12 protein-coding genes are annotated in these 13,589 nt (G+C 52.7%); 5 read left to right on the forward strand and 7 right to left on the reverse strand.

What is annotated here, in order from left to right:
• Positions 1-366: 366 nt before the first annotated feature.
• Positions 367-2,202, forward strand: a complete 1,836-nt coding sequence (locus WMW72_RS30655; RefSeq protein ID WP_341419399.1) for a helix-turn-helix domain-containing protein — start codon at positions 367-369, stop codon at positions 2,200-2,202.
• A 92-nt stretch (positions 2,203-2,294) separates the two neighbouring features.
• Positions 2,295-3,302, forward strand: a complete 1,008-nt coding sequence (locus WMW72_RS30660) for an ABC transporter substrate-binding protein (protein WP_341419400.1) — start codon at positions 2,295-2,297, stop codon at positions 3,300-3,302.
• A gap of 118 nt (positions 3,303-3,420) precedes the next feature.
• Here WMW72_RS30660 and WMW72_RS30665 read toward each other — a convergent pair whose 3' ends face one another.
• The 4 genes from WMW72_RS30665 to WMW72_RS30680 all read right to left on the reverse strand — a co-directional run bounded on the left by WMW72_RS30665 (position 3,421) and on the right by WMW72_RS30680 (position 6,261).
• Positions 3,421-4,494 (reverse strand): nitric oxide synthase oxygenase, encoded by a 1,074-nt coding sequence (locus WMW72_RS30665; protein ID WP_341419401.1) that lies wholly within the window; start codon positions 4,492-4,494, stop codon positions 3,421-3,423.
• 142 nt (positions 4,495-4,636) lie between these two features.
• Entirely contained in the window at positions 4,637-5,092 is a 456-nt protein-coding gene (locus WMW72_RS30670) for a GNAT family N-acetyltransferase (RefSeq protein ID WP_423227624.1), read from the reverse strand.
• Positions 5,093-5,099: 7 nt separating this feature from the next.
• Positions 5,100-5,792, reverse strand: coding sequence for a metal-dependent hydrolase (locus WMW72_RS30675; RefSeq protein WP_341419402.1), 693 nt, complete (start codon positions 5,790-5,792; stop codon positions 5,100-5,102).
• A 106-nt stretch (positions 5,793-5,898) separates the two neighbouring features.
• A complete protein-coding gene (locus tag WMW72_RS30680; protein ID WP_341419403.1) occupies positions 5,899-6,261 on the reverse strand; it encodes a response regulator in 363 nt (120 codons plus the stop codon).
• 565 nt (positions 6,262-6,826) lie between these two features.
• Between WMW72_RS30680 and WMW72_RS30685 the strand changes: the two genes are divergently transcribed.
• From WMW72_RS30685 to WMW72_RS30695, 3 genes are all read left to right on the forward strand, one after another.
• On the forward strand, positions 6,827-7,180 hold the full coding sequence (locus WMW72_RS30685; RefSeq protein WP_341419404.1) for a BlaI/MecI/CopY family transcriptional regulator: 354 nt from the start codon (positions 6,827-6,829) through the stop codon (positions 7,178-7,180).
• A gap of 8 nt (positions 7,181-7,188) precedes the next feature.
• On the forward strand, positions 7,189-8,814 hold the full coding sequence (locus tag WMW72_RS30690) for a M56 family metallopeptidase (RefSeq protein WP_341419405.1): 1,626 nt from the start codon (positions 7,189-7,191) through the stop codon (positions 8,812-8,814).
• 433 nt (positions 8,815-9,247) lie between these two features.
• Positions 9,248-9,781, forward strand: a complete 534-nt coding sequence (locus tag WMW72_RS30695) for a cupin domain-containing protein (protein ID WP_341419406.1) — start codon at positions 9,248-9,250, stop codon at positions 9,779-9,781.
• Positions 9,782-9,967: 186 nt separating this feature from the next.
• Here WMW72_RS30695 and WMW72_RS30700 read toward each other — a convergent pair whose 3' ends face one another.
• The 3 genes from WMW72_RS30700 to WMW72_RS30710 all read right to left on the reverse strand — a co-directional run bounded on the left by WMW72_RS30700 (position 9,968) and on the right by WMW72_RS30710 (position 13,363).
• Positions 9,968-11,296, reverse strand: coding sequence for a family 43 glycosylhydrolase (locus tag WMW72_RS30700; protein ID WP_341419407.1), 1,329 nt, complete (start codon positions 11,294-11,296; stop codon positions 9,968-9,970).
• 138 nt (positions 11,297-11,434) lie between these two features.
• Positions 11,435-12,274, reverse strand: a complete 840-nt coding sequence (locus WMW72_RS30705) for a helix-turn-helix transcriptional regulator (RefSeq protein WP_341419408.1) — start codon at positions 12,272-12,274, stop codon at positions 11,435-11,437.
• 207 nt (positions 12,275-12,481) lie between these two features.
• Positions 12,482-13,363, reverse strand: a complete 882-nt coding sequence (locus WMW72_RS30710) for an SDR family oxidoreductase (RefSeq protein WP_341419409.1) — start codon at positions 13,361-13,363, stop codon at positions 12,482-12,484.
• Between the last annotated feature and the right edge of the window lie 226 nt (positions 13,364-13,589).

Here is a 13,589-nt window from a genome sequence, read left to right on the forward strand (position 1 = left end):
GGCTAAAACACTACATAATATGAATCGAATCTTGTAATATTAGGTTGAATTAACTATAATAACGAGGAAAGATTTGCAATAATCAAAGAATTCTACAGAAAATGTCGAACAACGTAAATTGTACGAACTATACGTTTTTAGTGGTTTTTCTACTAGTATCATTCCTCAAGCCCGCATAATCATTCTTCCGAGACCTGCTTGTCAGCCCGATATTCCTGCCTCGCTGCAGAACCGGTCTGCTGGCGGGTTTCCGTCTCTTACAAATTCGTCTTATCCGGGACAAACACGATTCCTCCCCTTATAATAGAACGATAGAGCGCACTTGGAAAGTCCCAAAAATAGTCCCCAACTCACAAGGAGCCTGCTATGTTTCTGAAAAAAAGTACGGTTCGAAAAAATGGTAAAGTATATAGCTACTACAAGCTTGTCTCCTCCTACAAGGACAGCGAAGGAAGAAGCAAGCACAAGCTGATCAAGCATCTGGGTATTTTGACCGACGAGGAAGCAGACCGAATGAGAAGTGAGCTCAGAGAGCAAAGCAGAAGAAAAGCGCAGTCCCTGCCTACAGGCGAAGAGGTTATCGCTTATGCCTTCCAGTCATCTGTCTTCATGCTCAGAGAAATTCAGCTTCTGACTTATGCCCCTTACACCCAGAAGGAGTGGAATGTTGCCGAGGGTGATATGCTGCTGGTCGTCCGTGAAGGACAAGGCGAGATGTATGCGAATGGTCATAAATATGAGCTTGGCTCAGACAGCGTCATGTTTTGTCCGGCCGCCTCCGGGATGTTTCTGTTCAACCCTCATCCTCAGAAGCTGGTGATCGACCGGATTGTATTTGAGATCATCGGACCCGACGAGCCTGCTGGACACGGAAGCTACCGCAAGCGTAAGCTGATGTCCGGACGATTCGGCCAAATCCGCCTTCATGCGCCTTACCATATTCTTCAGCTTACCCGAGAATTGATCGATATAGCCGCCACAGAGGCAGAAGGCCCCACGGCTCCGTTCAGGGCACAACTGCTTTTCTATGAGCTGCTGCATGCGGTTTTTCATACTCATCCCGAGCAGCACCGGGAGACAGGCTCCCCCGTCGAACGCGCATCAGCCTACATGCGTGCGCATGTGGGAGATGAGCTGTCCCGCGATCGAATTGCCCGGCTGAGCGGAGTCAGTCCCGAGCATTTGTCCAGGCTATTCAAGAAGGAGAAGGGCGTCAGCTTCAGCGAGTATTTATCCCGGCTTCGGATCAAGAAAGCGCGTGAGCTGCTCCAGCTCTCTTCTTCAAGTGTAGGTGAAGTTGCCCGGGAAGTCGGCATCCCGAGCGAGTACTATTTCAGCCGCAAATTCAAGCAGCTCGTCGGGGTCTCCCCCTCCGTCTATGTGCAGCAGCCCAAGCGTTATATGACGCTCATGCCTGCGCTGACTTCTTTCCTGCTGACGATGGGGATCGTGCCCACACTAGGAGCTATAGAGCCGTGGATGCAGGAACGGTATGCCCGCCACCTGAGTCTCTCCGGTTTTCGGCGTGTCGAAGGATGGAATCCGACAAGCACGGAGAACCTTTCATACGGGACGATGGATGCTGTGGATCTGATTCTCTGTTATACAGAAACGGAAGGAAGCGGCGCGTTGGAGGAGACAACTCCGGTCCTTCGGCTGGATCTGGAGACACTAGGCTGGCGGGAACAGTTTTCTCTGCTCGCTGATTTGCTCGGCAGGCAGACCGAAGCCGAAGCATGGCTAAGAGAACACGCCCGTCGTATAGCCGCGGCCAAGACCCAGCTGGCAGGCATCCTGGCCAGGGGAGACACCGTTGCGATCTTCAAGATCGTGTCGGAGAAAATCTATGTTTATGGCGATAAGCGCGGCATGAGTGGCCCTCTGGTGTATCAAGATCTGCAGTTGAGGCCCCCCGAAGCCGTCAAGCGGGAGATCATCGACCAAGGCAAGCTGAATCTGGAGGTCCCGGTATCCCGGATCGCCGATTATGCCGCCGACTACATCGTTGTAGTTCATTATCCGACGCATTGGCAGGATCAGACGAGTCAGGTCTTGCATTCAGAGGAGTGGAGAACCCTGCCTGCGGTCAGACAAAACCAGGTGTTTCATGCGGATGTCAATCTATTTTACAACTATGATCCGTTATCTCAAGCGCTACAACTGGAAGCCTTGATCGAATGGTTCTCATCACATTCGCGCTGAAGGAAAGTCATGATTGTGTATGGACGGTTGCGTGCGGGGTTGTTACGATGCTGATTGAGAATGATTATTAATTTCGACCTGGAGGAACAGCTATGCATCGCACACAACTAGTTCTGAAACCACTCCTGCCTCTTCTACTGGCAGCCGCCTTAACGGCCTGCGGAGGATCGTCTGGAACAACCACAACACCCGGAACCGGAGAGGCTCAGGCTACACCTCCCGCAGCAGCGTCTGCCGACAGCAAGAAGCCTTCTACACGTATCGTAAAAACCGATAAGGGCGACATTGAAATTCCGGCCAATCCCAAAAAGGTCGTGGCCCCCTACTATCACGGAACCCTGCTGGCACTGGGCATTCAGCCGATAGCTGCCAACAAGGAATGGTGGATGGGCAGTCCGTTTCTGGCCGAGCAGGAAAAGACGATTCAGGATATCGGCGCTCCCACCTCACTGGAGAAGGTAACGTCGCTGGAGCCGGATCTGATCGTGATCAATGACTTTGATGTGAAGACTTATGATCAGCTCAGTAAAATCGCACCGACCCTTCATGTGCCCTATACCGCCTATCACAATCCGAAGGAGGAAGTGAAGCTGTTCGGCGAGCTGCTCGATCGAGGCAAGGAAGCGGAGCAATGGCTGAAGCAGTATGAGGAAAAGGCTGCCGCCGGCCGGGCCAAAATCAAGTCGTTCGTCGGGGCGGACGAGACGGCGGTCATCGTGAACGTACGCGGCAAGAAGGTCTCCATTCTCGGAGACAACTACGGCCGAGGCGGCTTCCCGATTTATGACGCGCTGAAGCTGAAGGCTCCGGACATCGTCAAGAAGGAAGTCATCGACAGCGGAGCGCAGATCAAGGAGATCTCCCTGGAGCTGCTGCCGCAGTACGCCAGCGCGGATCATATCTTCATCTGCTTCAATGCCGGGTCTACGGAGGAGGACATCAACAACGTCTTGAACAACTCCGTCTGGAACAGCCTACCTGCTGTGAAAAACAATAAGGTACACAAGCTCGATTACAACACCTTCCTGCACTATGATCCGATCTCGATCACCGGACAGATCGATCTGATCGCCACCATGCTGGCTGAGAAGAAATCCTAGTCGAGCGTCCTGGTCGCGCCTAGTGTGCCGGGCCCAAACACCAAAAACCCTGACGAACGTATGTCGTCAGGGTTTTTGGTGCGAGTGGCGGCTGTCTCATCAGCCGTCATGCCGCTCATCAGGCATAGAAGAAGTTCGGAGTCACCGTCCGGTTGTCATAGTGACGATGGAACACATGGGTCGTCGCCGGTGATAACGGCGGGATCAGCCAGCTCCAGTCCCCGGTGACTGCCCTCCCCTGCTTCTCTTCGTTGTCCTCGAAGCGCTTGAACTGCAGGGCGGCGGTATGATGGTCAACGATCGCTACCCCGCTCTGCTTAAAGGCGTGCAGCACCGCGACATTCAGCTCCACCAGCGCCTTATCGCGCCATAGCGACGAGTGTCGGGAGGTATCCAGCCCCAGGATCTCGGCCATCGCGGGCAGCAGATTGTAGCGGTCCGTATCCGCAAGATTGCGCGCACCGATCTCAGTCCCCATGTACCAGCCGTTGAACGGAGCGGCCGGATACGACAGCCCTCCGATCTCGAGACGCATGTCCGAGACGAACGGTACCGCGTACCACTTGATGGCCAGCTCTGCCACTTGCGGGTAATCGGGATGCTCGATCGGCACCTCCAGCACCAGCTCAGGCGGAATATCGTACAGCTTAGGGGTCTCTCCCTGCATACGGATCACCAGCGGCAGCACGTCGAAGGGCTTGCCCGCTCCCTGCCAGCCTAGCGACTGGCAGAAGGCCGTGAACTCGGCTGAGATCGGGTCGCCGATGACGCCCTCCTCGGTCTGGTAACCGGCGTACCGGACCAGCTGGCGGTTCCAGATCCGCGCATCGGCACGTGAAGCGTCCGACGCCCGGAATACCGTGATGGCCGGCCGCACCCGGCCGCCGTTGGTCGCAAAGGAGATGTGGCGGAATATTGCTTCCGCCATCTCATCCTCTGTAGCCGCCGCCCGGGCGTCGAACACCTCGAGCGTCTCCCAGAACAGCCGGCCGATGCAGCGGTTGCTGTTGCGCCAAGCCATCTTGGCGCCGTGCGCCAGCTCCTCGGCGGTATGCTCGTACGTTCCCGCATCATCGATCGCCTGCCGGATTTCTTCGAGGCGGGCCGCCTTGTCTTCCTCAGATTTATCCAATTCGGCGTAGCACGTCTCGATGAAGTGCTGCGCCTGCTGCCATAGCTCTTGTCGTTCCAACTCCGGTTGCTCCTCGCTGTATGAAGTCCTCTCTTCAGTGTAAACCATAGCGAGCCAGGTTCCAAACGAACAAGCTGTGACAAATCCGAAGCGGGGGCGGTGACCGGCCCGGAGCCGCATGCATACACCTCTGGAGTTAGCTTTAGATCAGCGTTTTCTTCATCCGTACATGCCAGATGCCCGCATCGAGGAAGGGCTCTTCCGATATGGTGACATAGCCGAGCTTGGCGTAAAACGGCTCCGCTTGGGTCTGGGCGTCCAGAATCACCGCCCCGATCCCGCGCTGGCGGATATCAGCCTCCATCGCCTCGATGATCGTCCGGCCCAGACCGAGCCCGCGGTGGGAAGCCAGCACGGCGATCCGCTGCAGCTTGGCCGTCTCCTCGTCATACATCCGGTAGCGTGCAGCCGCCACCGCCCGGCCGTCATCCACCAGCAGATAGTGCCGGCAAGCGTCCCAGGAGGCATCGAATTCATCCAGCTCCAGATCCGCAGGCACCTGCTGCTCCTTGACGAATACTTCCATTCTAATCTGTAATCCCTGCTTCAACTGCTCGTCCGATGTGACGGCAATCGCTTCGATGGTCAATGCAATCATGCCCCTTCTACTCGATGATGTGACGATCTCCCGGCTTCAGGGCAATCCCCTTAATTCCCTTGCTCTCCAGCTTCGCTGCAAACGCGTCCACGTCCTGGCGGATCGGCGGGAACGTGTCGAAGTGCAGCGGCACCACCGACTTGGCCCGCAGCCACTCGGCAGCCAGCACCGCATCGTCCGGCCCCATCGTGAACAGGTCGCCGATCGGCAGAAACGCTACATCGATGTCAAACAGCTCGCCGAACATCTTCAGATCGGAGAACAATCCCGTATCTCCGCTATGGTATAAGGTCAGGCCATTCCAGCGGATCAGGAAGCCCGCGGGCATGCCTCCGTAGATGATCTGCCCCTGCTCGGACAGCACGATGCCGGAGCTGTGAAACGCCTGGGTCATCTGCACCTCAGCGAAGCCCAGGTTCACTTTGCCCCCGATATTCATCGGCTGCGTCTTAGCCCCTTGAAATTCCATATACGCCGCCAGTTCGAACGTGGCGACGATCGTGGCGTCGTTGGCCTTGGCTACCGGATAAGCATCCAGGATATGGTCTTGGTGCGCATGGGTCAGCAGCACATAGTCGACCTTGATATCGTCCGGCGTCGTCTTGGCAAGCGGATTGCCCGAAATAAAAGGATCGATGACCAGAGAGTTTCCCCCGGCCGACAGCTGGATGCAGGAGTGACCGTGATAAATGATTTCCACTACGAAATGCCCCGCTTTCCCAAGTTAAGTTAGGCCGCTGCGCGTCTGCGGCGTGCCCAAGCTTATTGTATCAAAAGTACCGGGCGGCTTCCAAATCCTCCCCGCTTCACCCGGCGAAGGCTTTCTTCAACGCTTCCCGGACTCGGTCCTTGCTGAACGGCTTGACGATAAAATCACTTGCCCCCATGCTGACCGCCTTGATCAGCAGCGCCTGCTGACCCATCGCGGACACCATGATGACCTTGGCGTCCGGATTCAACTGGATAATTTCCTTGAGCGCCGTGATCCCGTCCATCTCGGGCATCGTGATATCGAGCGTCACGACATCGGGCTGCTCGTCCTCATACTTTGTTAGCGCTTCCAACCCATTGCTTGCTTCCACCACCGTATCATAACCTAATTCATGGATGACATTTTTCAGCAGCAAGCGCATAAAGAGCGAATCGTCGACGATCAATATTTTGCCCACGTCGAAACAGCCTCCTCTTCGCGAAATCTTCGAATCAAGGTATGCTCAAGTGTCGAATAATCAATTTTGTATCCTGTATTATAACACCCCTCCCAGAAATTACAAGTCCGAAAAGCCGCAAAAAACTTGAAGGAACAAGCCGGCTAGGAAAAGAACGATCCCCGCCACCACGTATTTCGTAATCGGTTCATGGTAGAAAAGCAGCGGTCAAAGCACGGAAATAACACCTGACAGTTCCCCATGATGGCAACCGCCGTAAGCGGAACCGTCTTCAAGCCAGTGACAAACCATAGGAAGCTTAATCCGGTGATGACGCCAACCAATATTTAGGGTTTCGTTCAACTGGAGAAAGAAGAACGCATAATAGCATTTAAACGTTGAATACATCGCATTGTAGGCAAAGTGCCTCTTGCAATGTATTTTTTCACTTGAAATCAAAGGTTCGAATTTGTCAGGATATACGTTCGGCGAGTGTAATGTACTTGACAAAGTCATTCTACTTCAATAGAATGAAAACACAATATTCTACTGCAGTAGAACGATAGTGAGGTGCTTATCTATGAGTATGAAGCTCTTTGACAGTGAGCTGAACATTATGGAGATTTTGTGGCGAGAAGGTGATACAACTGCCAAGAGGATTGCAGAAATAACGAAGGAAACAATAGGCTGGAGCAAGACAACAACCTACACCATCATCAAGAAGTGCCTCGATAAGGGAGCGATTGAGCGGCAAGAGCCAAATTTCGTTTGCCGTGCGGTGGTATCGCAAGAGCAGGTTCAACAGTATGAAACAACAGAACTTATCAATAAAATGTATAATGGGGCTCCCGACAGGCTAATTGCTTCTCTTCTTGGGCAGAAACGGCTGACGTCTGAGGAAATTAGCCGCCTGAAGCAGCTCATTGAGAGATTAGAATGAGGTGGGGCATGTCATTGCTTGAGATGAGCGTACCGGCCTCCCTCTTCATTCTTGTGGTTGTATGCGTTCGTGCAATGCTCCTGCATAAGGTCCCGAAAATGACCTTTATCATTCTTTGGGGCGTTGCATTATGGCTACTGCTGGTTCCTGTTTCCGTTCAATCACCATTTAGTATTTTTACGGCGGTTAACGACCTGGACAGGATGTTTACAGTACAAGAGAGCATATCCTTAGCGCAAAGTCTACCCACTTCAAATGGCGGAACGTTTAAGGTGCCACTCCTAACTGATCGTATAACCACACCCGCCTTACCACTGGAGCTGATGGCATCGATATCATCTTTTGTAGTGGTGTGGTTTATTGGTTTTACGTTATGCACTTTGTCTTTTGTCATCCCGCATGTAAGGTATCGTAAAGATTATAGAATGTCGATGCCGATTGAAAATGATTTTATCCAAAAATGGCATAAGTTTAATCCATTATGGCGAAAGGTGCAAATCCGAAAGTCAGATAAAATTTTGACTCCCCTTACCTATGGTATTTTCCGGTCTGTGATACTCTTGCCAAAACATATCGATTATACCGATGAAAAACAACTGGGGCTTATCCTTACCCACGAGTATATTCATATCAAACGATTTGACACGCTAAAAAAATGGTTGCTTGCTGCTAGCCTATGTGTCCATTGGTTCAACCCTTTCGTGTGGATGATGTATATCCTTGCCAATCGTGACATCGAGCTAGCCTGTGATGAAGCAGTCATATGGGCATCTGGGGAAAGCATGAAGCCTGCTTATGCCATGGCGCTTATCCAATTGGAAGAAAAGAAAAGCGGGCTGACCTCGATAGTTAGTCATTTTTCCAAAAACGCCATTGAAGAAAGGATTATATCCATTATGAAAATCAAGAAATTCTCTATAGTGGCGAAGCTGCTTGCTATTGTAATTGTGTCTGGGGCGGTTACGATCTTTGCGACTTCTGCTCTAGACAAAACGGAAGCGGCTCTGGGTGCTGCTAAGGCTTTGACCGAGATATATCAAGGGGATGCTACAAATGCACTTATGCCGATTGATTTAACATTCACCCAAGCGGATGTGCCGCAATTAATGGACCAGCTTAACACTTCAAAGGTGAAGGCCGTTTATGTAGACAATGAGATGGCTCTGCGGGTAACGAAGGATAACGCCATTCTGATTAGCAAGGATCATGGGGCAACGTGGAAGAAAGTTGGCGCTGACAATGTCGATGCAGCAGATTTCGCCGGCTGGCTGCTGAGAAACGACCCTAATCCGGGCTACTCCATGAAACAGCTGCAAAGTCGATTGGCAAACGGAGCGGAAGTCATGCATGTTGCTTTTGAAAATGGCAAGGAGATATACGCGGTTGTAGACAAAAGCGGCGTACAGCTAGAGCTTGTTCAACCTGAAAAACTAGCATCTATCCTCATTGACGGAGAAAGAATGATGATTACTTCCAAGGGCTATCCTTTCCGTATATCCGAAGAAATGTTGAAGTCGTTTTTTGATAGGTTAGTTTCCAGCAGTGTACTGACAATTGCGCAAGCAGAACAAAATTATATGAATAAAGTGCAATATTTTAAAGAAAGAGATACGATCTTTACGCTAACGGACTAAAGGGATGATCGACTTGAGTCCTAAGCCTCCGGAGGCCCCTGCTCGACAATTCGTCCCTCGTCCATGAAGATCACGCGATGGGCCACCTCTCCCTTGTCAACCGATACATCGACGCCGTGAAGCACCTTGTTTGTTCGAAAGACTTATCGATACCTGTCAACGCAATCAGATCATAGATAAATACACACTTTAATCATAGGATTAGTTAATTTTAAACCGTGCACTTAGCTTAGCATCCACATTTTGATCGTCAATACGCCGCCTGATAGAGAAATTAGCAAGTTTTACAAGAGAGTTTTATCAATCTGATCCGATCAAGGCCAGCACGTTAAAAATCCGTTTCCTGTTCCATGGCGGACCCCTGGGTCGCCAAATAAACGAAACAGTGCTATTATGATTAAATTCAAATCATTATAGAAAAGGAAATGATGACATGCCGGCAACTAGTCCCGAATACTGGATTTCTAAACTGAACTTACTCCCTCATCCCGAGGGCGGATATTATAGAAGGACCTATCAGGGAGCGGAAAAGATTTCGGATCGGGAATTATCCGTTCAGTTCAATGGTCAGCGTTTGCTTTACACCAGCATCTATTTTCTATTGCGCTCTCAGGACATATCGCATTTTCACCGGTTAAAATCGGATGAATTATGGTACTATCATGCAGGAAGCCCTTTAACTATCCATGTTATTCACGAAGACGGTACCTATGAGGAAGTCAAACTAGGGAGTAATTTGGAAAACAACGAAACTCTTCAATATGTGGTTCCGAAGAATTCCATCTTCGGCTCTTCGGTTATGAATCCAGACACTTTCTCATTGGTTGGATGTATGGTCGCACCCGGATTTGATTTTCAGGATTTCGAATTATTTACACAGAACGAATTACTAGCCCAATATCCCGAGCATCATGAGGTCATTAAGAAAATAGCCTATGAGCAAATTCCTGTAGAGGTAACGGTTTAGCAGAACCAGCTTTCACGTATAAAGCAGCATTTATTTAGCATATGTTTACAAATAAAAAGACTAAACAAGTCTATTCTTGTTTAGTCTTTTGTCCGTATATTACGGTTCACCTAGCTGTCGGGAGCTCTCCCGCAGTAGGCCTCTTTCCAGCGATTTCCCCAAGGTGCAAGCCGAGAACCGCCCACGTTAATCCTGGAACGGAACCGCCAGAAGCTCTCCCACGGTCACCTCTCCATGTCCCCCGGTCAGCTGGATCGTGTTGCCGTTGCCGGGCTTCAGGTTCACGGTGAAGTGGGCGAAGCCGCTGTAGGACGCGCCGCCGCCTAGTCCGACGGCGTTGATCAGGGAGAGGTCTTCGCCGTTAACCGTCAGATGAAGCTTGGCGAGCTTCTGCTCCGTTGTATACGAGAGATACAGAGCAGTCCGGCCGCCTTCGGCGCCATCAATTCCGGTGAAGCTGCAGAAGGCGCCCGGTATGTCCAGGTTCCGCACTACCTTGCCTCCCGCTGCATCCAGCGATACTTCTGCCCCGCCTCCCGCCTCGTCGGCATGGTAGCGGGCCTGAACCGGATGCGCCTTCACCGCAGGTGCAGGGCCTACAGGAGCAAGTCCCTGCGCCGTCTGAGTCACCGTCTGGATCCTGCCGTCCTCGCAGAAATGCAGCTCGTCGACACATATGCTCCGCAGATTCCCCTCTCCCGAGATCTGCTGGTTATGATAGAACAAGTACCAGTTGCCCTTGTACTCCGCCACCGAGCCATGACTGGTCGAGCACCCCGTCGGTTCCAGGAAGACGCCCCGGTACGTCCACGGACCGAGCGGATGATGGCTGGTCGCATAGCGCATCTGATTGTTCTCATGCAGATTGTCCGCATAAGTCAGATAATAGATGCCGTTTCTCTTGAACACCCAAGTCGCCTCATGGAAGTCCTGTAGCGTGTCCATGTCTTGCATGCCGCCCTGGATGGACATCATGTCCTCATTCAATTCCCCGCCCATACATCTGCCGCCACCGCCATAGTACATATAAGCCCGTCCATCGTCGTCCACGAACACGCACGGGTCAATCATCGCAAAGTCGCCGAGACCGGGGATGTATCCTTGGTCGACAAAGCCCTTCGCAGGATGACGACTAGTGGCAACTCCAATTTTCCAAGAATTGTTCCAGTCCGATTCGCTCGGGTGCGGATAATAAAAGTAGTACGTGCCGTTTTTATAGGCACAATCCGGGGCCCACATGAATCCCCCCTCCGGTCTGCCCCAAGAGACATCCTCGGAGCGCAGAATCTCGCCTTCGTCCAGCCAATTAACCATATCCTCCGACGAATAGACATGGTAGCGATCCATGAGATCGCAGCCTCGTGCCGGGTCCATATCATGGGAGGCATAAATATAAATTTTGCCGTCCTCCCACACGTGAGCCGAAGGGTCGGCCGTAAAGATCGTGGATACGATCGGATTTGTGCCGGTCGTGTTCAAGGCTTGAGCCGGAATAGCAAAGGTCGTGTTCATCATCGAAATCCTCCCGCAGCATGAAGAATGCAGCCGAGCCCGGCGCCTGCCGTAGGCAGCTATCCGGCCGGTAATCGTCGGCCTAGCTTCAGTATAAGGAGGATCCCCGCCTGCCTCTTGTCAGCGTACACCGTGATTCTGTCATAATTTGCTCCGATAAGCGGACGGCGTCGAGCCTGTCGTCTTTTTGAAAACCCGGTTGAAGGTTTCAATGCTGTTGAAGCCGCTGCGGTACGCAATATCCGTGATCGGCTGCTCCACATCCTGGAGAAGCTGGCAAGCAACGCGTATGCGATAGTGGTTGACATAGTCGCCAAAGGAATGGCCTGTCGCTTCTTTGAAAAAACGGGAAAAGTGGTGCACGCTGTACCCATTGTACTCCGCAGCCTGACTGACGGTGATCCCTTGATCGTAGTTCCGCTCAATGTAAGAGATGGCCTGCTCCAGCCTGCTTAGCTTCTCGTACCTGCGGGAACGTTCGTCGTGCAAGCGCTCCACCAGCTCCATGCCGCGAATCAGCTCGGTGATGATCGTATACGCCGACGCCTTGAGCGCCGCTTGATGCCCTGGAAGAGCTTCCGTGATCTCGCGGTGCATCTTCCGCATCTCCAGCTCAAGACCTGCATGCAGCCGATGGCCCGGACGTACCAAGGGACTTGCAAACCGGCGGGAGAAATAGGCCTCCCCACAGGAATCGAACATCGACTCATCCAGCTGAACAATCAGCTTATGGCAGCCCTGGGGACTGGCGAAATACCGGTGCACGTCACAGGAACCGATAACGAGCAGATCGCCTTCGCTCAGTTCAAATATAGCGCTTTCAAGCTCAATCTGCATGCGGCCTTCCAGGATATATACGAGCTCCAGCTCTTTGTGCCAATGCAAGGAGGTGCCGAGCTCCACCGGACTTAGAATCACGGTCAACGGGCTGCCGGTCCGGCTCGTAATCAGCTCATGCCAAGGATGGTTTCGGTATGCCATCGGGTGTTCCGCCTGTTCTTTGGTCTCTGTTTCTTTATAAGTGTAGGACATTCCGCCCCCGGCAACAAGTACCGGGGCAACCCTATATGCACCGCTTCATGCACCGAACCTGCTTCAGACGCCTTGTACGCCAAAAACGGCGGCATGAGCCGCCGTTCATATCGGGCTAACAGCATTCGGGCCGCCGCCTCAGCCTGGATGTACCGGCTAGACAGAGCCGCCCTCCACATGCTCCTTGAAATACCTCCCCCAATGGGGCCGGCTGCCGTCGCTATCGATGAACTCATACTCTTCGGACAGCTGCCACGAGCTCCAGATGCCTCCGCTCTTCTCCATGATTTTCGGATCAGCCGCCAGGCAGGCGATCGCTCGTCCGACGTAGGTCGGGGTCTCCGAAGCGATGAAGTGCGGGTCCTGGGCGGTAGCATCCCGCCAGTTCTCCTCCGTGACGCCGAAGTAATCCAGCATCGCCTCGGACCGCAGAAAGCCTGGTGTTACTGCCAGCGCCGCCACCCCATGAGGGCGCAGCTCCGCTGCCATCGCCTGGGCCAGATGGATAGCCGAGACTTTGGCCAGGCTGTAGTACAGATTCCCGCGGAAGTTATAGTCCGTACCATCCGTAATCTCGATGATTAGCCCCCGTCCCCTTGCGACGAGCAGCGGGGCGCCGTAGTAGCTCGTGATCATATGAGACGCCACAGCTCGCTCCTGCAAGCGAAGACCGTCAGTCAAGCTGTGCTCCCAGAAGGTCTGTCCCCATCCCGTCAGGGAGTCTCCGCCCCATACGTCATTCACGAGAATATCGAGCCGTCCTTTCTGCTCCGACTTTACGCGTTCGAACAGTTCCCGAACCTGCTCCTCCACGGTATGGTCAACCCGTACAGCAATCCCCAAGCCTCCAGCCGCCGTCACCAGCTCCGCCGTCTCCTCGATCGTCTCCGACCGCCCGAGATCCGACGGCTCTCCCTTCACGCTTCGGCCCGTTACATAGACGGTTGCACCGGCTTCACCCAGACATACCGCAATGGCCCGTCCAGCTCCTCTTGTCCCGCCCGCTACGACTGCTACCTGTCCTGTCAGTTTCTTCATAGCACTCTTCCGCCTCTCTTCTTCATCAGGGAGTATCCCCCTGTTCCTTCCTTAGGATACCACCTGATGAGGACAGAATATGTCATAGTTACTTGGAGTTCCCCTTGAGCGAGCCTTGATACAAGTCTTTACCTCTGTTCTTCCAGACTCGTCCATTAAAAATTAGGAGCAATTATCTTCCGATTGTCCTCACCGGAACTTCGCCTGCAGCCTGTAAATTTTATAT

This window comes from Paenibacillus filicis, assembly GCF_038070315.1.
GTDB lineage: Bacteria > Bacillota > Bacilli > Paenibacillales > NBRC-103111 > Paenibacillus_G > Paenibacillus_G filicis.

Excerpts from the sequence above, each read along its gene's own strand:
- WMW72_RS30655 (WP_341419399.1), top strand. The coding sequence starts at position 367 with ATGTTTCTGAAAAAAAGTACGGTTCGAAAAAATGGTAAAGTATATAGC.
- WMW72_RS30660 (WP_341419400.1), top strand. The coding sequence starts at position 2,295 with ATGCATCGCACACAACTAGTTCTGAAACCACTCCTGCCTCTTCTACTG.
- WMW72_RS30670 (WP_423227624.1), bottom strand. The coding sequence starts at position 5,092 with ATGATTGCATTGACCATCGAAGCGATTGCCGTCACATCGGACGAGCAG.
- WMW72_RS30685 (WP_341419404.1), top strand. The coding sequence starts at position 6,827 with ATGAAGCTCTTTGACAGTGAGCTGAACATTATGGAGATTTTGTGGCGA.
- WMW72_RS30690 (WP_341419405.1), top strand. The coding sequence starts at position 7,189 with ATGTCATTGCTTGAGATGAGCGTACCGGCCTCCCTCTTCATTCTTGTG.
- WMW72_RS30695 (WP_341419406.1), top strand. The coding sequence starts at position 9,248 with ATGCCGGCAACTAGTCCCGAATACTGGATTTCTAAACTGAACTTACTC.
- WMW72_RS30700 (WP_341419407.1), bottom strand. The coding sequence starts at position 11,296 with ATGATGAACACGACCTTTGCTATTCCGGCTCAAGCCTTGAACACGACC.
- WMW72_RS30705 (WP_341419408.1), bottom strand. The coding sequence starts at position 12,274 with ATGGCATACCGAAACCATCCTTGGCATGAGCTGATTACGAGCCGGACC.
- WMW72_RS30710 (WP_341419409.1), bottom strand. The coding sequence starts at position 13,363 with ATGAAGAAACTGACAGGACAGGTAGCAGTCGTAGCGGGCGGGACAAGA.